The following is a 12,351-nucleotide window of genomic DNA, read 5'->3' on the forward strand; positions in this document are numbered from 1 at the left end:
AGGATGCGCAGCAGCAGCAGATGCCCGAACCTGCCATGCAGGGTGGTGGACAACGGATCCCAGCGTGCCAGGGCGGACAGTCCCAGGCCCGCGCCGTAGGGACCCTGGACCAGCAATGCAGCGACAGCCGCGCCGAGAGTGCTGCCCCACCCCGCCCACAGGAGGCGTCGAGGGCCGACGCGCCCGAGCCCCGCCGGCCACAGCGCGAGCAGGAAGAATCCCGCGCCGAGCAGGACGGAAAGACCTATGAACGCGACGAAACGTGATATACTGGCCAGGACCCCGACCACGGTGGACCCACCGCCGGACGTGGACACGGCCGTGGCGGCGGTCGCGTCCGGCGTCACTCCGACCCCGAAGTAGAAACCACCGGACACCGGATGGCTGTCCGCGGAGATGACATGCCAGCTCACCACGTAGGTGCCGTTGGCGAGCCCGGACCGCAGCCCCGCCACGACCTGGTTGCCAGACTGCCCGTGTTGGACATTCCCGGCGTCCACCCGTTGACCGGTGGCGGAGATGACCGTTATCGAGCGCGCGTCCACCTGGACCGATTCACTGAAAGTCAACACGACCCGCGACGGCGCGTTCTGAAGGCTCGCGCCCTGAGTCGGGTCACTGCGCTCGAGCACGGCATGGGCGGACGCCGGGCCGGCCGTCGCGACCACAGCCACAACCATGGCGACAAGCAGAAACCCGACCCGGCGCACAACACGAACCCGACCTGCCACCGGCCCAGTGTCCCCCTCGGCACGTGCCAAGGCCCGCGACCCGCCTGACCCGTCCGGTCAAGGCCGCCCCGAGTTGGCCTTCCCGCGCAGGCCAACGCCGCGTGAGGAGGCACGTCCTAGACTCGGCCGTTATGAGCGTCGCCGAGCGGGGTCCGTTACCTCATGTGCTCCTACGCACATTGGTCGTTCTCGGCGCGCTGGCTTCCTGGCTGGTGTTCCCCGCCGGACCCGCACAGGCGCACTCGGTCAGCGGGGCCGCATCCACGAACTTCCACACCAGTATGACGGGCATGACCCCCACGGTGGCCGGCATCGTGCTCGCCCCCGTGGAGAACGGCAGCCGGATAGAACTGACCGTCGCCGGCCACCAGACCGTGATCGTGAAGGGGTACAACGACGAGCCCTACCTGCGGGTGGACCCAACCGGGGTCTGGCAGAACGCGCTTTCGTCGGCCACCTACCTCAACCGCAGTCGGTACGGACCGCAGGGCCTGTCCTCGTCCGGCGACGACCATGCCCCACCTCGCTGGGAAATGATCCACGACGGTCACAGTGCCGTCTGGCACGATCACCGCACCCACTGGATGAGTACGCAGAACCCACCGGTGGTGCAGGCCGCGCCTCGAAGATTCCACCAGATCTACACATGGACGATCCCGCTGACCGTGGACGGGCAGCCGGTCACCGCATCCGGCAACCTCGACTGGGTTCCCGGACCGTCCCCCGTTCCCTGGTTCGCCCTTGAGATTGCCGTGGCCGCCGCGGTCGTGACCCTCGGACTGCTGCGCAGGGGAAATTTCGTGCTGGCCATGGCCGTGACGACGATCGTCGCGGCGGACATCGTCCACTCGGTGCTCATCGCGTTCTCCCGAGCCGACGGCCGGCTGTCGGGGTTCTTCTTCGGAAACACCGTGGAGACGGTCGTGTGGGTCCTCGGCCTGATCGCGGCCGTCCTGCTGGTGCGGCGGTCGGTCGTCGGCCTCTACCTCGCGGCGACCGCCGGGTTCGTCATCGCCATGATCGGCGGTTTCGGTGATGTCGGCGTCCTGTACCGGTCCAGCGCCCCGATCGCCGGGCCGATCGGTCTCGCCCGGACACTGACCGCAACCACCATCGGCATCGGGTTCGGACTGCTGGGCGCCGCGGCGGCCTCGCGGCAGCAGCGATGGCGGGAACGGAGGGAGATGCTGCCCGCCGGGCCGAGTATGGCAGGCTGACCGCCGTGAAAGTACGCGCGGCGACGCCGGCAGTGGCCGGCACGTCCGCGGTCCCCATGACGACCGCCGGACGCCTTGTGCGCGCGTCCGCCTTCGCGGGGACGTCGGTCTCCCTCGCCGTGGCCGCGCATGCCACGGCCGGCGGTCACCGTCCCGCCACAATCCTGCTCAGCTGCGCGTTCGGGCTACTCACCCGCGTCGCATACGGACTCGCGGGACGGGAACGCCGCATCGGCGCGATGCTCGCCGGTGTCGGGTTCGCCCAACTCGCCCTGCACGCGACGTTCGCGATCACATCTCATGGCACGGGCATGGCGGCGCAGGCACTCCTGCCCGAGGGCCTCGCGATGGCCACCGCCCATGCCACCGCGGCCGGGCTTGTCTCCGGAATGCTCAGCCAGGCCGAGAACGGGCTGTGGACCGCGACCACCCTGCGCCTCACGGTCGCCCGTTTCCGTGCGGGTTCCCGCGCCGCCGGTCTCCTCATGCGTGCGGCCCGCTGGTTCGCCACCGCGCTGAGCACACTCCTGGCCTGTGGACAGGACAGCCCACATACCCGGCCCGGGATGCCGGGCAGACACCTGCCTGCCCCACCGCAACCGTCGATGTCCCTCGGTGGACGCCTGTTCGTCCGCGCCGGCGGGCGGCGCGGACCGCCGCTCGTCCTCTCGGCCGCCGCTGCCTGAAGCAGCCTTCGGCAACACGACAACGACCATTCTGTTGCCTTTTGCCTGGATCCCCGAGAGGATCATCATGTCCCGCACGATCCGTGGTGCCGCCGTGCTCGGCGCCGCCCTCGCCGGCATGGTCGCCTTCGCGCTGCCCGCCTCCGCGCACGTCACCGTGCAGCCGACGTCAGCCGCCGCCGGCGGCTACACCACCCTTACGTTCCAGGTCCCGACCGAACGGGACGACGCGTCCACCACCAAACTGGAAGTCCAGTTCCCGACCGACGCCCCGATCGCGTCGGTGTCGGTCGAGCCGCACACCGGCTGGACCTACGCGGTCACGAAGACCAGGCTGGCACAACCGATCAAGACCGATGACGGATCCGTCTCCGAGGCGGTCAGCCAGATCACCTGGACCGCCTCGTCCGCTGACACCGCCATCAAGCCGGGCGAGTTCGCCCGCTTCAACGTCTCGGCCGGTCCGCTGCCCGACAAGGCCGGCACGCTCGCTTTCAAGGCCCTGCAGACCTACAGCAACGGTGATGTGGTGCGCTGGATCGACGTGGCGCAGCCGGGACAGGCCGAGCCCGAGCACCCCGCCCCGGCAGTGACCCTCACCGCGGCCAGCAGCGACACCGCGACCATGCACGGCGGGTCCACCGCGACCGGCACCTCGACCGGCACCTCGACGGCGGACACCACCGCGGCGTCCCACAGCTCCGACGGCACTGCTCGCGGACTGGGCATCGCCGGCCTGGTCGTCGGCGTGATCGGAATCGGGATCGGCGCGGTCGCCTTCCTGGCGGGTCGCCGCCGTACGACCTCCTGACCTCCCGGGGGCCGGAGGCGGTGCGCAAGAAACCATAATCGCACCGCCTCCGGCTGGATTTCAATCATTTATCCGGATGTATCTGGACTTTCATGACATAAAAATGATCGATTCCGGTGTATCCGGGAGGTCCCTTGTTGCGCCCGTCCATGACCGATCAAACTCGGGCAGGTGGCGGGGACTCACAGCAGCAGACACGGACGTGGTACGACCAGCCGCGGCCCCACGGTTCCGTCCGCGGCCGGACCGCGGACGGAACCGGGCACGGGGGGCCCGTTCCATCTCGGCGATGACCATCTGTCGAACGGGCGGAACAGGCCAACCGGTCACGTCCACGGCGCGGGACGCCCCACGCCTGCCGGCCGCCGCAACAGGATCGTCCTCGCAGCCCTGCTCGTACCGTTGTTCGTAGCGACACTCGGCGGCGTCCTGACGCTGTGGCCCGGGACGGACCGCCAGCCCATCCCCCAGGTCTTCCTCGGTCCCGACGGCCAGGCGATCACGCTGGTCGACGCAACGATCGAACAGGCAGCCCGTGGCCCGTGCGGTGGCGGTACCGGTGCCTCCACCGGCGGCGGGACGGACGGCCGGTCGGGGTCGGGCTCGGGCTCGGGGTCTGCCCCGGCCTGCCTGGAGCTGACGGTACGGATCACCAGCGGCCCTGACACCGGCCAGGCCCGTCAGCTGGAGCAGTCCATCGACCCGACCGCCCCCGAGTTCGCAACCGGTGACAAGGTCCGACTCGGACGCAGCACGTCGCCAGGCGGCGGCGTCGACTACTACCTCAACGACTTCCAGCGAGGACGGCCGCTCGGTCTCCTCGCGCTGGTATTCGCCCTGGTCGTTGTCGCCGTCGCCCGATGGCGCGGACTCGCCGCGCTGGTCGGCATGGGACTGACCTTCCTGGTACTGGTCTTCTTCCTGCTGCCGGCCCTGCTGAACGGGCAGTCTCCGGTCGCGGTATCGCTGGTCAGCTCGGCGACTGTGTTGTTCGTCCTGCTGTACCTGGTGCACGGCCCGTCCGCCCGGACGTCGACCGCCCTGCTCGGCACCCTGGTGAGTCTCGGTCTCACCGGCATCCTCGGCTACCTCGCGATCCGGCTCACAACGCTGACCGGACTCGGTTCGGACGAGTCCACGACGTTGAAGGCGTTCGACGGCCGACTCAGTCTGACCGGGTTGATCCTCGCGGGCCTGGTGATCGGCTCACTCGGCCTGCTCAACGACGTGACCGTGACCCAGGCATCGGCGGTGTGGGAGCTCGCGGACGCCTCCGGCGCGGCCCGGCCGCTCGATCTGTACAGATCCGCGATGCGGATCGGGCGGGACCACATCGCGTCCTCGATCTACACGATCGTGATGGCGTATGCGGGCGCGGCACTGCCCTCGCTGCTGTTGTTCACCCTCGCGGACCGGTCCGCCTACGACGTCGTGACCGGTGATCTGGTCGCCGCCGAGATCGTGCGGACCGCGGTCGGCGGCATCGGGCTGGTCTGCTCGGTGCCGATCACAACAGGTATCGCCGCGCTGATCGCCGGCCGGCGGATGCGTATCCGACCGTCGGACGAAACGGTCGGTTGACTACGAGACTCGCCGGAACGCCGGTTACCGTAGATCACGGGCAAATGCTCCTATGGTGTATTGATGGATCTTGGCAGATCACCTTCGGTCGGCCCTGCCCGCACGGTCGGCGGACCCGTCGCGCCGCGTAACGATGCGATATCTCCGGAAGCGCCACCAAAGATCCACCGGGCAGGCTTTAGGCTTCTGGTCCTGTGAGCCCCGTCCTCGCTTCAAGTCGAGCCGGGAACTTCGTCCGCGCGCTACTGGTCATCCTTATGATCACTTTGCTGTACCGCGAGATATACCTGCTGTGGTTCTTCCACACCGCGGCATGGACGAGCCGACCGAAGGAGATCCGCTGGTGCGGATCGTGGTACGAACGGCTGAACGATCGCGACCGAACTCAGGAGGAGGCCCGCAAGCTCGCCGGCGGCCCCCTCACCTCGGTGACCCGCCTTCCCGTCTGGCGGCCGGTAGTCGCCTACAGACCATCGGACGGGTGCCCGGCGCACATCTTCGGCGAGGTCGGCAACGACCAGTTCACGACCTACCTACTCACCGGGGACTGACGCCCAGCCAGGCAGCGGCACCAGCCGCCGCTCCACCGAGGGGTGCCTCGGCGGCCCTCGACGGCCTGGCCGCATCGACTACCGGACCTTGTTGCACCACGTGCACCCGAGCATGAATCGAGTTGCGTTGCTGCAACGCCGCTCGCACGGCCCGGTGCAGGCCGTCCTCCAGGTAAAGGGCGCTGCCCCACTCGACGACATGCGGGAACAGATCCCCGTAGAAGGTCGAGTCCTCATCGAGCAGGACGTCGAGCGCGAGCACCCGTTTGGTTGTGATCAACTGGTCCAATCTGACCTGGCGCGGTGGAATCGCAGCCCACTCCCGTTGACTCAACCCGTGCTCAGGATACGGGCGACCGTCGCCCACGTACCTGAAGATCACCCAACACCTCCTCGCTGAGGACGCAACCCAGCGGAACACCTGACAGCCTAGAATCCTCCACCACGAACCCAGCGGATCGCGACCGCCCTCCACATCCGCTGCTTGTTCATTGTTACGGATCGACGGAATCACACAAACACAACACTTTCCGTAACCAAAACGGCTGGGCAATGCTCGCAATCGGGGCAAAATATTCCTGATCGCCATACGACTTGCGCAACCCGGTCCCGAGTCGCGGACGAGCGAACCCTCCAACCGCGCACACCGCCACGCAGGTTGTCAATATGATCTTTTCGAATCCTATGTCCACCCTCCGGCGCAGAGATTAGGTTAGCCTTACCTAATAATGATTGAATCGATCCGGACAAGCGGAGGGTGACGTGATGAAACCGAAACAAGACGAGGAACCCGTACCCAACCAGGCCCGCACCATCATCGCCGGCGCCCGGCACGCCCTGCTGACACTGCCCTACGATCGGGTTCGGGGCTGGGTCGGACTACTCGACGACGGCGGTGAACCCGTCCTCCTCGCAACCGCCGGCAGCCTGCCCACAAGGGTGGCCGGCAACAGCCCGACAGCACGTGTCGACATCCCCGGCCCAACGGGCGAACGGCTCGTACTCGCCGGTTCCCTACGCGTGTTGCCCGGTCCGGTAACTGAGATCATCACGCGTATCAGGGGCGTGGGTTGCGGCGTGCCGCGCCCGGGGATCCCTTCGCCCGGGTACGACAACAACCTCACCGACCGCACCGCGCTGACGCTGGCCGTCGCCGAAGTCATCCTCTGCCTGCCTACCGCGCCGGATCGCGGCGGCCATGGGCGAGTCCGGGCCGGCGAGAAGCCGCAGACACGGATCGACCTTGCCGCGTACGCGCTGGCCGAGCCGGACCTGATCGCGGCCTACGCGCCCGACCTTGTCTCGCATCTCAACACCGACCACGCCGACCAGCTGCGCCGGCTCGCCGAATACGCCACCGTCGCCGAATACGCCACCGTCGCCGATCCCGCCCCGCCCGAAGAGGACACGGGTCCGCACAGCCCGATGATCGCAACGGTGGTGCGCTCGGCCGACGCCCATGAGCTCGCCGGCGCGCAGATCACCCACCTCGATCGCTTCGGGATGACGATGTGGCGGGTCGGGCACCACGGAGCCGAGGAGATCCGCATCCCGTTCCGGGCGCCGTTGCGCGAACCGCAAGGGCTTGGCGAGGAACTTCGGTGGATGCTGGGCCTTGTTCGATAGATCGCCACAAGTACTTGTCCACAAGGGTGTTATCCACAGTTTCGGCATCCAAAGTCACCCGGACCGGACCTTGTCCGCATAATCAGGATCGCGCACCGTCGTCGCACCCCTGCGGGAGGTCCGGATGCTCCACTGGATGCGAGCCCGGCCGACTCTGCTCACGGCCGTTCTGGTCACCACAACGCTCAGCATGATCACGCTGGTCGCGGCGGGATGTTCCAGCGACTCGAAAGGCGCACCCCCACCCACTGGAGCACCAACGACCGCGCCGGGCACGTCGGGCACCGCCAGCACCACACCGGGGAACCGGGGAACATCGGCAAGCGTGCCCGAAGCCACCAGGACAACCAGTTTCCGTGCTCCGGGCGGAGGTTTCGGAACGATCGACGTCGGGTTCGTCGAGCTGAAGGTGGGCGGGCGCCTCGCAACCCTCACCCTGCTGTGGACACCTCGGTACACCGACACACCGCCCACCAAGGAGATCTCGGTCTTCGACATGTTCGGGCAGCACAACCCGGCTGTCACCCTTGTCGACAGCACCAACCTGAAACGCTATGTCGTCGTCCAGGACAGCCGCAGCGTCGAACTCGGCGCCAGCGGCCTGCGGACGAAGACCGTCAACAACACGCCTGCCAGCGCTTCCTACACCTTCGCGGCACCGCCCACGGATGTACGGACCGTTGATGTCTACGCCGACGACCGGCTGCTGTTCGACGCCGTCACGGTCGTCAGATGATCCCCGTCGGCGCCACCGTGCGCGGCAGCAGCAAGGCACCGCGCGGGCCCCTGGTGATCCGTGTTGTCGCCGCGGTCGTGACACTGGTCGTAGCGACCTTCTTGTCGCCGTCCATCACCGCAGCCCGAGCCGCGTCGGCCGCGTCGGTCTCGCCGGTCTCGCCGGTCTCGCCGGTCTCGCCGGTCTCGCCGGACACCATGACCGATCAGGCCCTTACTGACTCGGTCCACCAGATCGAGGTGGCGGAGGCGGTCCGTCCGATCGATGTGGACAAAGCCGTCGTGGCGCTGCGTACCGAGCGGCATGACGGTTCCGGGGTGGCCGTGACGATCAGCTCGGACGTGTTGTTCGCGTTCGACTCCGCCGATCTGACCGCGATTGCCCGTGGGCAGCTCTCCGATCTCGCGGCGCAGATCAGTCACACCACCGCGACGGTCGGCGTCAACGGCTACACGGACAGCACCGGCACGCCCGCGTACAACGTGATCCTGTCCCAGCGGCGAGCCAATGCCGTCGCCAACCTGCTACGCCCAAGTGCGCCACACGACGTGCTGGTCTCCGCGACCGGGCACGGCTCCGCCAACCCCGTCGCCCCCGACACCAGCCCAGACGGCTCGGACAACCCCGCCGGCCGCGCCCAGAACCGCCGCGTCACCATCACCTACCGCACTCCCTGACCACCTGATCCCATCGGACCTCCAGCGGTCGCAGGCAGGCTGGGGCCTGGATCCCGCGTATCAGCCCTGATGGGTGAACCGGTCGGTACCGTCACAGCTCGTAATGCCGGCCGCGCGTCGTAGCCGTACCGTCTCGAAGCATGACCGAGGCAATGCGGAGGCTGCCGGGCGACACATTCGGAAAATCGAACACAGCGACAGAAACCGCTACCGAAAAGGCCGCGGTGCCGGTCGTGGTATTCGATGAGGCCACGGTCGCCTACGACCAGGTCCCGGTTCTGACGAACGTCCACGGAACCATCGAGGTCGGCCGCGCCGTCGCCGTCATAGGCCCGCACGGTGCCGGAAAATCGATTCTGATCAAAACGATTCTCGGAATGGTGCCGGTGGCGAGCGGGTCGGTCACGGTCCTCGGCCGGCCGCCGGCGCAGGCCCGACGCCAGATCGCCTACGTTCCACAGGCCGGCACCCTCGACGCCGAGTTCCCGGTGACCGTGACCCAGGTCGTCCTCACCGGACGCTATCGGTGGATCGGGTGGGTACGTCGCCCCACCTTCACCGACCGGGCGGTTGCGTCGCATGCGTTGAGGATCGTCGGGCTCACCGACCGTGCCCGCGACCGGTTCACGACGCTGTCCGTCGGACAGCGTCAGCGGGTGCTACTCGCCCGTGCCATCGCCCAGCGGCCACGCCTCCTCCTGCTCGACGAGCCGTTCGACAGGGTGGACGCCCTCTCCCAGCAGGCATTGCTGGCCACGCTCACGGCAATGCGGTCGGACGGCACCAGTGTCGTGATCTCCAGTCATGACCTCGCGCTTGCACATCTGACCTGTGACGACACATGCCTGCTCAACCGTCGCCAGTTCGGTTTCGGGCCGACCGCGGTCACCCTCACCCAGGAAAATCTGCGTGCCGTCTATGGCAGGACCGCCTTGGAACCGCAGGACGACAGCGCGGTCGCCGTCCGGTAGCACCCTTCAAGGAGAGCTCTGCCGGCCGGTGGACCGTCCGAGGCCAGAAATTCGATCAAGAACATGGTGGGTCGAAACGGTCGACACCATGGCGGACACAAGGTTGCGGGGCGCTCATGTGGGACGGCTCGAAGGATGCGGGCCACCCGGCGTGGGCGAGAAAATGCACTGGACGGCACCCCTACCCTTGGCACATGGAGTTCACCCAGTCCGACAAGCTCGCCGACGTCTGCTACGACGTCCGAGGTCCCGTCCTCGACCAGGCGACGCGGCTGGAGGCCGAAGGTCAGCGCATCCTCAAGCTGAACATCGGCAACCCCGCGCCGTTCGGGTTCTCCGCACCACCGGCGATTCTCGAGGCAGTAGTGGAAAGCCTCACCGAGGCGCAGGGTTACAGCGACTCCAAGGGCCTGGCGTCCGCACGGGCGGCGGCTGTCCGCTACTCCACCGGCAAGGCAATCACCGGCATCGACATCGACGACGTCTATCTCGGGAACGGCGTCTCAGAACTGATCATGATGTCGTTGCAGGCGCTCCTAAACGATGGCGACGAGGTCCTGCTCCCCACACCGGACTACCCCCTGTGGACGGCGGTGGTCAGCCTGTGCGGAGGTCGGCCCGTCCACTATCTGTGCGACGAATCGGCGGACTGGATGCCCGCCCTCGACGACATCGCCAGTAAGGTCACCTCCCGAACCCGGGCAATCGTAGTAATCAATCCGAACAACCCGACCGGCGCGGTATACGGCCGCGAGGTTCTTGAGGGCGTCATCGAGCTCGCCCGGCAGCACAATCTCATGATCTTCTCGGATGAGATCTACGACCGGATCCTGTATGACGACGCCGTACACATCTCCACCGCGGCACTCGCCCCGGACGTCGTCTGCATGACGTTCAACGGGCTGTCGAAGGCCTACCGCCTCGCCGGTTTCCGCGCCGGCTGGATGGTGTTGTCGGGCCCGCGGACGCATGCGTCAAGCTATGTCGAGGGCCTGAACATCCTGGCCAACATGCGGCTGTGCGCCAACGTCCCGGGCCAGTTCGCCATGCGGGCCGCGCTCGAGGACAACGGCGGCGCCGGCGACCTCACTCTGCCCGGCGGCCGACTGCACGAGCAGCGGGACGTGGTGTGGAAGCTGCTCAACGACATTCCGGGCGTTTCCTGCGTGAAACCGCGGGGTGCGTTGTATGCGTTTCCCCGTCTCGACCCGGCCGTTCACCCGGTGGCCAACGACGAGCGACTCGTCCTCGATCTACTCCTCGCAGAGAAGATCCTGATCGTGCAGGGCACTGGATTCAACTGGCCTCGGCCCGACCATATCCGAATCGTCACCCTGCCGAACGTGGACGACCTCACCGATGCCATCAATCGGATCGGCAGGTTCCTCACGACCTACGTACAGATCTGACAATTCCGGGAATTCCGACAGATCCGGAAACACGGGGTGATTGCGCCCCATTCTCCACGGTCGTGGAGCACGATCGTGGAGCACAGCCACCCCGCGTCGATCGGAACGTCAAACCAAAGGTCAGCAGTTCACGAACCCGGGCTGCTGGTTGAGGATCTGCGCCTCCGCCGAGACGAACCGACGGTACTGGTCACCGTCGGTCGTTCCCGGCGCGAACACGGCAACGCGGTGACAGTTCTGGAAGGCGATACGGACGCCGAAATACCGCTCCAGCGCACCTCGGATGGACGTGGACGCCATCGCCCGCAGCAGTTGGCCCGCTGCCGTGTCATCCGGCGGCGGCACGAGGCTGTCGGCGAAGTCACGCCGACCATCCGCCCGGGCCTCGGGCAGCTCGGCGGCAAGTTGCGCGACCATGTCGTAGGCGTACGGGAGGGACATACGTACGCAGGCAAGGAATGCGTCGTCATCGACATGGCCACGGTTCGCGGCCTCGACGAGTTCGGGCGTGACAGTGAGGGACATGCGGATCCTCCCGGCTCGGTCGCTGCCGCGACGGTCACGGTGCGGCCGCGGCGAGGATTACTGTCGCCGATAATGAAAACGATTGTCAATCCTCCAGGGGGATCAGTCCTATGACAGCCTCCAAGGCCCGTTTGCCTGCGCCCTGACCCGCCATGCAGTGAGAGAGTGGAGTTCGTGTCCAGTGCCGAATCCAGTCGAACCGTGTCTACCCCGGCACCGTCCCGAGCCACCGTCGCGCCAACCCCGTCTCCGGCAGGGTCGGCCACGGAATCTCCGGTGACGGGATCTCCGGCCACGGGATCTCCGGTGACGGGGCCGGGTGGCAGCCGCCGGGCCACGCTCGGACGGGGAACAACCGTGCGGGCAACCCGCCAGGGCGACGCCGTCTCCGCCGCCCTGGCCGAGGTCGACGCCTTCACCAGCGCTCAGGACCTGCACGCCCGCCTACGTGACATGGGACAGGCCGTCGGTCTGACAACCGTGTACCGGCATCTGCAGGTCCTCGCCGACCGGGGTGAGGTCGACGTGCTGCGTCGTGACGACGGCGAGACCCTCTACCGTCGCTGTACCACCGACAACCACCACCATCACCTGGTGTGCCGCCACTGCGGACGGACCGTCGAGGTCGAAGGACCGGAGATCGAGGCATGGACGGACCGCGTCGCGGCCGCCGCCGGCTTCACCGATGTCGCCCACACCCTGGAGATCTACGGAACCTGCACCGACTGCGCAGCCGACCCGGGCTGACCGCCATGCGCAGCCTCGCGCACCCACCCGTTCACCCCGCGTCCGTGGATGACGCCCGGTCAACCTCCCTGGCCGGTGTGGCT

General features: G+C 67.4%; 16 protein-coding genes. 11 read left to right on the forward strand and 5 right to left on the reverse strand.

Features of this window, described 5'->3' with window-relative positions; genetic code table 11:
- On the reverse strand, positions 1-731 hold a 731-nt coding region (locus NBW77_RS20425; protein WP_250280169.1), incomplete at its 3' end, for a copper resistance CopC family protein.
- A gap of 131 nt (positions 732-862) precedes the next feature.
- On the opposite strand from NBW77_RS20425, the gene NBW77_RS20430 reads away from it, so the two are divergent.
- From NBW77_RS20430 to NBW77_RS20450, 5 genes are all read left to right on the forward strand, one after another.
- Positions 863-1,948, forward strand: a complete 1,086-nt coding sequence (locus tag NBW77_RS20430) for a hypothetical protein (protein ID WP_250280170.1) — start codon at positions 863-865, stop codon at positions 1,946-1,948.
- 5 nt (positions 1,949-1,953) lie between these two features.
- Positions 1,954-2,634: a hypothetical protein gene (locus NBW77_RS20435; protein ID WP_131749359.1), complete on the forward strand. Its 681-nt coding sequence runs from the start codon at positions 1,954-1,956 to the stop codon at positions 2,632-2,634.
- A gap of 67 nt (positions 2,635-2,701) precedes the next feature.
- Entirely contained in the window at positions 2,702-3,445 is a 744-nt protein-coding gene (locus tag NBW77_RS20440) for a YcnI family copper-binding membrane protein (protein ID WP_250280171.1), read from the forward strand.
- A 171-nt stretch (positions 3,446-3,616) separates the two neighbouring features.
- Positions 3,617-5,026, forward strand: a complete 1,410-nt coding sequence (locus tag NBW77_RS20445; RefSeq protein WP_250280172.1) for a YibE/F family protein — start codon at positions 3,617-3,619, stop codon at positions 5,024-5,026.
- 194 nt (positions 5,027-5,220) lie between these two features.
- Entirely contained in the window at positions 5,221-5,577 is a 357-nt protein-coding gene (locus NBW77_RS20450; protein WP_131749363.1) for a hypothetical protein, read from the forward strand.
- On the opposite strand, the gene NBW77_RS20455 is transcribed toward NBW77_RS20450, so the two are convergent.
- Positions 5,564-5,959 carry a type II toxin-antitoxin system VapB family antitoxin gene (locus NBW77_RS20455; RefSeq protein WP_131749365.1) on the reverse strand — a complete coding sequence of 132 codons (396 nt, stop codon included), beginning with the start codon at positions 5,957-5,959 and terminating at the stop codon, positions 5,564-5,566. The two genes, NBW77_RS20450 and NBW77_RS20455, sit on opposite strands and share 14 nt — an antisense overlap.
- Before the next feature lie 383 nt (positions 5,960-6,342).
- Between NBW77_RS20455 and NBW77_RS20460 the strand changes: the two genes are divergently transcribed.
- The gene (locus NBW77_RS20460; RefSeq protein ID WP_131749563.1) at positions 6,343-7,203 is read left to right on the forward strand and encodes a DUF2470 domain-containing protein; all 861 of its coding nucleotides are present in this window, start codon (positions 6,343-6,345) and stop codon (positions 7,201-7,203) included.
- 54 nt (positions 7,204-7,257) lie between these two features.
- Here the strand turns inward: NBW77_RS20460 and NBW77_RS20465 are convergent, their stop codons facing one another.
- Positions 7,258-7,542, reverse strand: coding sequence for a hypothetical protein (locus NBW77_RS20465; protein ID WP_242606150.1), 285 nt, complete (start codon positions 7,540-7,542; stop codon positions 7,258-7,260).
- On the opposite strand from NBW77_RS20465, the gene NBW77_RS20470 reads away from it, so the two are divergent.
- Complete coding sequence (locus tag NBW77_RS20470) at positions 7,529-7,939, forward strand: hypothetical protein (protein WP_242606151.1); 411 nt, start codon at positions 7,529-7,531, stop codon at positions 7,937-7,939. The two genes, NBW77_RS20465 and NBW77_RS20470, sit on opposite strands and share 14 nt — an antisense overlap.
- Here NBW77_RS20470 and NBW77_RS20475 read toward each other — a convergent pair.
- Positions 7,932-8,138, reverse strand: a complete 207-nt coding sequence (locus tag NBW77_RS20475) for a hypothetical protein (RefSeq protein WP_242606152.1) — start codon at positions 8,136-8,138, stop codon at positions 7,932-7,934. The two genes, NBW77_RS20470 and NBW77_RS20475, sit on opposite strands and share 8 nt — an antisense overlap.
- Here NBW77_RS20475 and NBW77_RS20480 point away from each other — a divergent pair.
- The 3 genes from NBW77_RS20480 to NBW77_RS20490 all read left to right on the forward strand — a co-directional run bounded on the left by NBW77_RS20480 (position 8,137) and on the right by NBW77_RS20490 (position 10,996).
- Positions 8,137-8,616: an OmpA family protein gene (locus tag NBW77_RS20480; protein WP_242606153.1), complete on the forward strand. Its 480-nt coding sequence runs from the start codon at positions 8,137-8,139 to the stop codon at positions 8,614-8,616. The two genes, NBW77_RS20475 and NBW77_RS20480, sit on opposite strands and share 2 nt — an antisense overlap.
- Positions 8,617-8,849: 233 nt before the next feature.
- On the forward strand, positions 8,850-9,587 hold the full coding sequence (locus NBW77_RS20485; protein WP_242606154.1) for a metal ABC transporter ATP-binding protein: 738 nt from the start codon (positions 8,850-8,852) through the stop codon (positions 9,585-9,587).
- Between the two features lie 194 nt (positions 9,588-9,781).
- The gene (locus NBW77_RS20490; RefSeq protein ID WP_131749369.1) at positions 9,782-10,996 is read left to right on the forward strand and encodes a pyridoxal phosphate-dependent aminotransferase; all 1,215 of its coding nucleotides are present in this window, start codon (positions 9,782-9,784) and stop codon (positions 10,994-10,996) included.
- Between the two features lie 120 nt (positions 10,997-11,116).
- Here NBW77_RS20490 and NBW77_RS20495 read toward each other — a convergent pair whose 3' ends face one another.
- Positions 11,117-11,521: an SCO5389 family protein gene (locus NBW77_RS20495; protein WP_131749371.1), complete on the reverse strand. Its 405-nt coding sequence runs from the start codon at positions 11,519-11,521 to the stop codon at positions 11,117-11,119.
- A gap of 306 nt (positions 11,522-11,827) precedes the next feature.
- Between NBW77_RS20495 and NBW77_RS20500 the strand changes: the two genes are divergently transcribed.
- Positions 11,828-12,268: a Fur family transcriptional regulator gene (locus NBW77_RS20500; RefSeq protein ID WP_131749373.1), complete on the forward strand. Its 441-nt coding sequence runs from the start codon at positions 11,828-11,830 to the stop codon at positions 12,266-12,268.
- The last annotated feature ends 83 nt before the right edge of the window (positions 12,269-12,351 follow it).

The organism is Frankia sp. Cppng1_Ct_nod, from assembly GCF_920656135.1.
Classification (GTDB): Bacteria; Actinomycetota; Actinomycetes; order Frankiales; family Frankiaceae; genus Protofrankia; species Protofrankia meridionalis.

Excerpts from the sequence above, each read along its gene's own strand:
- NBW77_RS20430 (WP_250280170.1), top strand. The coding sequence starts at position 863 with ATGAGCGTCGCCGAGCGGGGTCCGTTACCTCATGTGCTCCTACGCACA.
- NBW77_RS20440 (WP_250280171.1), top strand. The coding sequence starts at position 2,702 with ATGTCCCGCACGATCCGTGGTGCCGCCGTGCTCGGCGCCGCCCTCGCC.
- NBW77_RS20460 (WP_131749563.1), top strand. The coding sequence starts at position 6,343 with ATGAAACCGAAACAAGACGAGGAACCCGTACCCAACCAGGCCCGCACC.
- NBW77_RS20480 (WP_242606153.1), top strand. The coding sequence starts at position 8,137 with ATGACCGATCAGGCCCTTACTGACTCGGTCCACCAGATCGAGGTGGCG.
- NBW77_RS20475 (WP_242606152.1), bottom strand. The coding sequence starts at position 8,138 with ATGGTGTCCGGCGAGACCGGCGAGACCGGCGAGACCGGCGAGACCGGC.
- NBW77_RS20490 (WP_131749369.1), top strand. The coding sequence starts at position 9,782 with ATGGAGTTCACCCAGTCCGACAAGCTCGCCGACGTCTGCTACGACGTC.
- NBW77_RS20495 (WP_131749371.1), bottom strand. The coding sequence starts at position 11,521 with ATGTCCCTCACTGTCACGCCCGAACTCGTCGAGGCCGCGAACCGTGGC.